Source organism: Hungatella sp., assembly GCF_046966825.1.
In genome coordinates, this window is sequence record NZ_JBKVCZ010000206.1 from 1 (window position 1) to 7762 (window position 7762).

The window sequence follows — 7762 nt, forward strand, 5'->3', positions numbered from 1 at the left end:
CTTATCAATGCCGGGCTTATGGCTCTGCTCGGGGTCCGCCCCGGAGATTTCATTGACGCTGTTTTTTTGTCCAGACGCAGGGCCGCCACGTTAAGCGATGAACTGAATGTGCTCCTGGGCACTCCGTCTAAGGGATTTTTTAACCAGGACTATGAAATCAAACGAATTTTAAGGGATACAGGCAGGGCAGACCGATTTGAAGCTCTCAAACGGCTGACCCTGATTCTCTTTGCGGTAGGCGCGGTGCTGGCGCTTCTGATCGACAATGTGTACATGGTCCCGATTATGGGAATCGGCTTTTCCCTGCTGCCCGTGTGGTATCTGCACAGCACGGCGGCCAGCTACAAAAAGCATTTGAACGAGGAGCTGGAGACGGCCATCTCCATTATTACAACCTCGTACCTGCGTACAGAGGATATTATCCGGTCCATACAGGAAAACCTGCCTTATATCAATGAACCGGTGAAAGCCAATTTTGAAGCGTTTGTATATGAGGCCAGACTGATAAACGCCAATACCACCAGCGCCATCAACAGCCTGAAAATGAAAATTCCAAACCGGGTATTCCATGAATGGTGCAATATTTTAATCCAGTGCCAGTCAGACCGTTCCATGAAGAACACCCTGCCTACCATTGCCCAGAAATTCAGCGATGTCCGTATCGTACAGTCAGAGCTGGAGGCCATGATGCAGGGGCCGCGGCGTGAGGCAATTACTATGATGTTTCTGGTAATTGCCAACATACCTCTGTTATATTTCCTCAACAAGGACTGGTTTCATACCCTGCTTTTCACCACCCCAGGAAAAATCGCCCTTGCCATCTGTGGCGCGATTATCCTGTTTTCACTGACACAGATCATGAAACTAAGTAAGCCTATTGAATACGGAGGTGACGGCAAATGACAGTGTTAGCACTTTTGGCGGTTGTGTTGGCTGGCTTTAGCATCTACTATCTCGCCTGTGCGTTTGCAGACATTCCCACCAGCAGGACCTCCCGCACAATGCTGATGGTCCGAAAGCAGCAAGGCGGACGGAATGAAAAGCTGGCGGAGGTTTACCTTACAAAAATCGCAGTGCTTCTGGCCCCCTGCCTAAAGCTGGACAGGCTGAGGCGCAACAAACTCCAGTCCGCTTTAAATATAGCCGGATTGGAGCTGACCCCGGAGGTCTATACTGCAAAAGCCTGGGTAACAGCCGGCATGACCGGGCTTTGTGCTCTGCCCGCGGTATTTGTGATGCCGCTCATGGTGCCGCTTATAATCGGATTGGCCGTGGCACTCTGGTTCTCGACATACTACGCTGCTTTTGATTTTGTCAGAAAGCGGCGGAAGCTCATTGAAGCGGAAATCCCGCGCTTTGCCCTGACCATCGGGCAGAACCTGGAAAATGACCGGGATGTGCTGAAAATCCTGACTTCCTACCGGCGTGTGGCGGGCAGGGATTTTGGCGCGGAACTGGATCAGACGATTGCGGACATGATTACTTCTAACTATGAGAACGCTCTGCTTCATTTTGAAACCAGAATCGGAAGCCCCATGCTCTCGGACGTTATCAGAGGTCTGGTTGGCGTACTCCGGGGGGACGACCAGCGCATGTACTTTAAAATGATCTGCTTTGATATGAGACAGATTGAGCAGAACAACCTGAAAAAGGAAGCCGCAAAACGGCCGAAGAAAATACAGCGGTACTCCATGATGATGCTTATATGTATTATGATTATCTATCTTGTAGTGCTGTGTACGGAAGTATTAAGCTCTCTCGGCGCATTTTTCGGTTAACTGGTCCATATCAGTTTTACAACTACTTAACAACAATATACCAGGAGGTTTATCCATGAAAAGAATGATTTTAAAATTAAACAGAACCGCACCCCGCCTTATGTTAAACACCCGAGCCGCACTCTCCAATCAGCGCGGTGATTTTTATATCAGCGATGCAGTAAAGATAATCATAGCCGTTGTGCTGGGCGCCCTCCTGTTGGCAGCCCTGACCTTAATTTTTAACGACACGGTGATTCCCAGAATCACCAGGGAGATTGAGGCATTATTCGGATAAAGATACCTTGGGGATCAGCGCAGAAAGATGGCGCTGGTCCCTTTTTTATTTTACTTTTCGCAATGTGCGGTAATGGAGGTGAAGGCATTGAATCAAAACCATTGTAAGTTTTATTCCTTTATGCGGGCAACCAGAGGCAACTGGAGAAATACACTGTATGTCATGTGCGGCTGTACTCCCTGCCCCTATGGACAAGACCCGCTATGTGAAGGCTTTCTCATGGCTGCGGACGCGGACGGGAGCCTGATCATAATGCCTGTGGAAATCGTCAGGCAGTTTACCGGCGAGTCGATAGAACCGTCAGAGTGCCGGGGCACGTTAGTGAGAAAGACCTTTGAGGCCGTTTTCTCCCGGTATATCGAATGGCATACGCTCTCGGATTCCAGCTGTCCGCTCCTGCAGCTTTACCAGGAGGCAGGCCGCTGACGTCCGGCCTAAAACTGTCCTGATAAACGTAATCCCGCCGTAAACGGCGAGTAATCAGGAGGTAATCGTTATGAAGCGGAAGCATCAAATCAGATGCCCCTATTGCGGGGCCTACGCCACTTGCCGGCCTGCCAGCGTTGTCTATGGCAAATCCGGTACAACTAAAAATTCATACCTGTATATCTGTTCCAGATGGCCGGCCTGTGATTCCTATGTGGGAACCCACAGAAAAGACCGACGCCCCCTGGGAACGCCGGCCAATAAAGAACTGCGCCGCAAGCGTATTCTGGCTCACCGCTCATTGGACGCTCTGCAGCAAAACTGCCATATGAAGAAGTGGGAAGCTTATATCTGGCTGCAGGCCAAGCTGGGGCTTAGTGAAGCGGAGACCCATATCGGCATGTTTTCGGAATATATGTGTGACAGGACGATTGAGCTTTGTAATCAGGCATTGGAAACTGACCATATTCGGGCAGCATGAAGGGAGGCGGCATTTATGAGGAAAGACGGTATCCTGACAGAAGAACAGAGGTGCCTGGTAACAGAACACATGTCCGTTGTCCATTGGGTGATTCTATTGAACATCCATGTAAATGAGAGGATTTACGGCTTTAGCTATGACGATTTATTCCAGGAGGGTTGTGTCTGGCTATGCAGGGCCGCTGTCTCCTATGACCCGTCCCTATCCCAGTTTTCCACTTATGCAAGAAAGGTTGTCCGCAACGGGCTGCTCTCCTACTGCCGGACTATGTGCGACAAACAGCGTCACTTCACCCGGCTGGAGATTGGTGAACAGGGGGAGTTGATTGCCGATGGCGCCGTCTTAAACCGTGTCGATGGATTCAGCGCACATATTTCCATGCTGGAGACGCTCGAACTGCTGGAATCCAGGAAGCAGGATTATAACGGCATCGCGCGGCTGGGAATCGAGGCTCTGGAATTAAAAATAAAGGGCCTTACCATTAAGGAGATTGCACAGATGTACGGCGTGCCGTCCTCTCATGTGGGGGCCTGGATTTCCCGCTCCGCTTATAAGCTGCGGGAGGACAGAAAATTTCTGGACAGTGTCCGGTAGCCTGTTGAAAAGGCGGCGCTTCAACCGTAAGGAACAGATAAAGGAGGTATTTACTATGACGTTAAAGACACTATTTACTGCTGTTGGCCGTATGGAAAAAAGAACTGACAGCCCCGGCCGCTCCTATCCGGTTATCGTGCTGGGAGGGAAGGACTACATGGTTGATTTACAGGAAATGCTGGTTTGGAGCAGCTTAAACTGGCGGATTGCCAGGAAGAACGAAATTGGAGAGCTTTACAATAAGGCGGTACTCGATTACAGCTTTCAGGCAGACCGTACATGGAACGCCTGCGTGGAGCGTCTGCTGATCCGTGGGCTGCTGGTCTCCGGAAGCGGAGCAACTGATTATGACGCTTTATATGACTTGTTAAGCACTATGTATATCATACCGGCCTCCGGCAGCTTTCCCCTCCGGCTGTTTTCATTCTTAAAGCTTGTGCTGGTGAAGGATGTGCCTTTGTCCATGGCCCGCAGGCTTCTTTGTGGGGACAAGCGGACAGCCGGGGAAAAGCAGGTAATGCGCCTGGCCGGACAGACCCTGATGTCCACAGCGGAAATCATCAAATGTGTGGAAAAGGGAATTCACAGTCTGCCCAACGAGGAAAGTGTGCTTGACAAGCTTTATGATGACAGGGACACCACCAGCGACAATATTGCCTATCTGGTTAAATCCAGCTCCAACAGCAAGCCTGTTGTCCTGGCTGTTGCAAATCTGTACCTGCGTAAGCAGATTATTTTTGAAAGGATTTGACATTTATGAAAAAATGGAACAAATACCCCCGCGTTTTGAAAAGGAAATTGTATCTTACCCTCTTGACCGGAACTGCCGGTGTGATTGTCAGTTTCATGGTCTATATGGTTTCCGCTGACTCCATGCTCCTCTCCATGAGCGGCGTCATATTCCTTTTCTGTCTGTTTCGCTCCGTGTCGCTGTGGAATATCATACGAAGGGATGCATACGCAGCCATCTCCGGAACCTGTACCGGTATCACCGTATCCCCTTTGCGAAAGTACAAAAGGGTTCAGATCACAGATCTGTCTGGCAGGGAACACTCTCTTCTCTTCAGCAGCCATACTGCCGTACAAACCGGGGAGAAATATTGCTTTTATTTTCAAAATGAAAACTCCCCTGTCCTGGGAAACGACTATCTGGATACCATGCTGTCAACCAACACGTTTCTTGGGTACGAAAAATTATTAGAATATCATGCAGAAATTAAATAGGCCCAGTCCTATTTCCTCTATAGATACCATGAAAGGAGGGTACTTTTGTATAAACCGGGCACGATAGAGCAATATAAAATCTATAGTTATTTAAAGGAAAAATTTTATCTGGAAGAATTCCTGTTGTATCCTATCTCCAGGACTTCCATGTTGCTGGAGGACAAAGCTGGTGATAAGCTGGCCTTCGAGTACCAAAATGGATCTGTCCGGGAAATAGACCTTCCGTCACCCCCGGACATCGAAGAGGTAAAGGCTTTTCTTAAAAGTTTCCATGCTTTGGAGCCGAAGCCCTGTCTGAATGACTTTGAGAGCATTACCCTCTGGTGGCTGGAACATCCCAATCCCTTGACCCTGCAGCAGGCTTTAGGGCTTACGGACGATCTTTACCGGCACTTTTTGGTTTATCCGCTCATAGATGATGAGACCGTCCGCAGGATCGTGTCTAAGGGTCTGGTAACGGAAAAAGAATTTTTAGATATCCGTCTCTGGTATCGCAACGGCCATGTTATGACCTGCTGGCTCGGTCAACTGGGACTGGACGGGACCGGAAACATTTATGGACTGATTTTCCGGTACAGGAAGCCTAATGCGACAAAGTACGAGTTTTACCTGCTGGACGACTATTACCGCTTTATGAACCACATACCGGACCTAGCGTCTGAAGACGCCGCCATAAATTAAAGTAAAATCAGATAAGCTTTTATTTACATTCATGCTTTAATATTTTATAATGTAAAGTATGAATGTAAAACCAAAGGGGGCGTGCAAAGATGGATGATATCTGGTTAAAGGTAAAGGAGCTTGCGGCTGACGGAAATGGAATTGTATCCACAAAGCAGGTGGAGCGTTTGGGGATCAGCCGTGCTGTGCTAAAAAAATATGTGGAGGATAACCGTCTGGTCCGTATCCGCAAGGGGCTGTACACGCTCCATGGGGATCTGCCCGATGAATATGTGGCGCTGCAGATAAGAAGTGCAAAAGCCATTTTTTCTTATGGGACCGCGCTGTATTTCTGGGGTTTGTCTGACCGGACGCCCCATTTTATTGATATGACGGTTCCGCAGGGAACAAATATATCCACTATAAAAAGGGATTATCCCCAGGCGCGTTTTCACTATGTCATGAGCGCCATGTACAGTATCGGCATAACGGAAACAACATCGCCTCAAGGTGGTCTGATCCGCCTGTACGACAGGGAGCGCTGTCTCTGTGACATAATTCGGGATAAGAAAAATGTGGATATGCAGCTCTACACCCAGGCTCTGAAGGATTACTTCCGCTCCGGGTCAGACTGCCGGAAATTATTGAAATACGGAAAAAAATTTGGAATTGAAGAACAAATCAGAACATATATGGAGGTACTCTCATGAAAACACCGGAACAACTAAAGGGGACAATCCGCAACATGGCAGCGCAGAAAAACCTGCGTCCCCAGGAGGTTCTGCAAATGTTTTTGTTCGAGCGGGTCCTGGAGCGTCTGGCAGGCTCGCGCTATCGGAAAAATTTTATATTAAAGGGCGGACTGTTAATCTCGTCCATGCTTGGCATTGAAGAGCGCACCACCATTGACATGGATACGACCGTGCGGGGAATCCGGATGGAGGAACCGGAAATAACTTCTGTCATTAAGGAGATCCTGTCTATTGACGTTGGCGATGGGATAGACTTTTCTTTTCGTAAGATAGAACCAATCCGTGAGGATGACACGTACAGCAATTTCCGTGTACATATCGACGCACGGTACGGAAAAATCAACAGCCCTATGAAGTTAGACATTACCACCGGAGACGAGATTACCCCCGCGGCAATCCAGTATGATTACCCACTTCTGTTTGAACATAAAACAGTGCCGGTTATGGCCTACACTCTGGAGACGATCCTTGCTGAAAAATATGAAACCATCATTCGCCGGAATATTGGAACCACGAGGGCAAGAGACTTTTATGACCTACATACCCTATACAGGGAACGGTATTCAGAAATCCGTCCGGATATCCTGCGCATGGCCGTGGCTCACACAGCTAAGAAGCGCGGCTCTGCCAGTGCCTTGGCAGACTGGGAAGAAATATTGCAGGATATCCGCGAAGAACCGATGCTGGTATCCTTCTGGCATAAATATACCGCAGAAAATCCCTATATCGGAAAGCTCCTGTTTTCAGAAGTGCTGGATACTGTGGAGCGTATCGGCAGGCTGTTGCAGGAATAAAATCGCTACATATTGTATATTGGCAATACATTTATACTATATATTGATTGCATTATCTTGACATATACTATATATAGTGTTATACTTGCTCTGTAAATGATTTTTGTGCGCCCCCCCCTATGGGATATGGACAATGCTCCATATAGCGGAAGAAGCCCGCATTGCACACGTTGTCAAGTTTGTAATCAAGTGTCAGTGGTATTACCGCGCCATTCTACGGCCGGTCTTGTCTGCTGGCACTTTTTATATAGATATAAAAGCCTTTGGCAGAAAGGAGTGTTATGGCACAGGTTTTCGTATTTGGCTATGTGACTGCAGATTTGCAGCTAAAGCAGAGCCAAAAGCAAACCCCTTATGTCTGTTTTGACCTTGCCGAGCATATTGGCTTTGGAAACGGGCAGAGAACTATTTACTATCAGGTTTGGACATGGGGCGAGGACGCTCTGCGGCTCATACGCCTGAAAATTAAGAAGGGCAGCATGATCTGGATCTCCGGCTCCCAGGAGCTGGTGGACTGCACCAGCCAGAACGGCGATGTCAAAACAAAACGTCTGAAGGTTTACTTAGACAACTGCGGCTTTTTGCCCGACTGGCAATCGAAGGATCAAAAGTTAAGTTTACCGGACTGCCAGGAAACAGCGGCGCCAGCCAATAGCCTTCCACCCCTGGAGATATTGGACGGTGAACGCGAGACCCTGCCGGAGTGATTGAGACTCCAGCTCATTGAGAGGAACCACATTAAGTTTTTCAGAATGAAACTGAAAGCTTAGTGCGGT

Annotated in this window: 12 protein-coding genes; all 12 read left to right on the forward strand. The window is 48.5% G+C overall.

All coding sequences use genetic code 11. The features are described from left to right. On the forward strand, positions 1-903 hold a 903-nt coding region (locus ACLTD4_RS31890; protein WP_412331884.1), incomplete at its 5' end, for a type II secretion system F family protein. Continuing rightward, positions 900-1778: a hypothetical protein gene (locus ACLTD4_RS31895; RefSeq protein ID WP_006771544.1), complete on the forward strand. Its 879-nt coding sequence runs from the start codon at positions 900-902 to the stop codon at positions 1776-1778. The genes ACLTD4_RS31890 and ACLTD4_RS31895, both read left to right, overlap by 4 nt. A gap of 55 nt (positions 1779-1833) precedes the next feature. Continuing rightward, positions 1834-2055 (forward strand): DUF6133 family protein, encoded by a 222-nt coding sequence (locus ACLTD4_RS31900; protein WP_006771545.1) that lies wholly within the window; start codon positions 1834-1836, stop codon positions 2053-2055. Between the two features lie 78 nt (positions 2056-2133). Then, the gene (locus ACLTD4_RS31905; RefSeq protein ID WP_243009730.1) at positions 2134-2481 is read left to right on the forward strand and encodes a hypothetical protein; all 348 of its coding nucleotides are present in this window, start codon (positions 2134-2136) and stop codon (positions 2479-2481) included. A 70-nt stretch (positions 2482-2551) separates the two neighbouring features. Beyond that, positions 2552-2962: a zinc-finger-containing protein gene (locus tag ACLTD4_RS31910; RefSeq protein WP_006778112.1), complete on the forward strand. Its 411-nt coding sequence runs from the start codon at positions 2552-2554 to the stop codon at positions 2960-2962. 15 nt (positions 2963-2977) lie between these two features. Next, positions 2978-3556: a sigma-70 family RNA polymerase sigma factor gene (locus tag ACLTD4_RS31915; protein WP_006771548.1), complete on the forward strand. Its 579-nt coding sequence runs from the start codon at positions 2978-2980 to the stop codon at positions 3554-3556. Positions 3557-3611: 55 nt separating this feature from the next. Next, on the forward strand, positions 3612-4307 hold the full coding sequence (locus ACLTD4_RS31920; RefSeq protein WP_006778111.1) for a hypothetical protein: 696 nt from the start codon (positions 3612-3614) through the stop codon (positions 4305-4307). Between the two features lie 5 nt (positions 4308-4312). After that, positions 4313-4780, forward strand: a complete 468-nt coding sequence (locus ACLTD4_RS31925; protein ID WP_006771550.1) for a hypothetical protein — start codon at positions 4313-4315, stop codon at positions 4778-4780. A gap of 45 nt (positions 4781-4825) precedes the next feature. After that, positions 4826-5461 (forward strand): hypothetical protein, encoded by a 636-nt coding sequence (locus tag ACLTD4_RS31930; protein WP_006771551.1) that lies wholly within the window; start codon positions 4826-4828, stop codon positions 5459-5461. Positions 5462-5550: 89 nt separating this feature from the next. Further along, positions 5551-6150 (forward strand): type IV toxin-antitoxin system AbiEi family antitoxin domain-containing protein, encoded by a 600-nt coding sequence (locus ACLTD4_RS31935; RefSeq protein ID WP_006771552.1) that lies wholly within the window; start codon positions 5551-5553, stop codon positions 6148-6150. Next, positions 6147-6986, forward strand: coding sequence for a nucleotidyl transferase AbiEii/AbiGii toxin family protein (locus tag ACLTD4_RS31940; RefSeq protein WP_006771553.1), 840 nt, complete (start codon positions 6147-6149; stop codon positions 6984-6986). Before ACLTD4_RS31935 ends, ACLTD4_RS31940 begins: the two co-directional genes overlap by 4 nt. Before the next feature lie 281 nt (positions 6987-7267). Next, positions 7268-7693: a single-stranded DNA-binding protein gene (locus tag ACLTD4_RS31945; RefSeq protein ID WP_006771554.1), complete on the forward strand. Its 426-nt coding sequence runs from the start codon at positions 7268-7270 to the stop codon at positions 7691-7693. Positions 7694-7762: the final 69 nt, after the last annotated feature.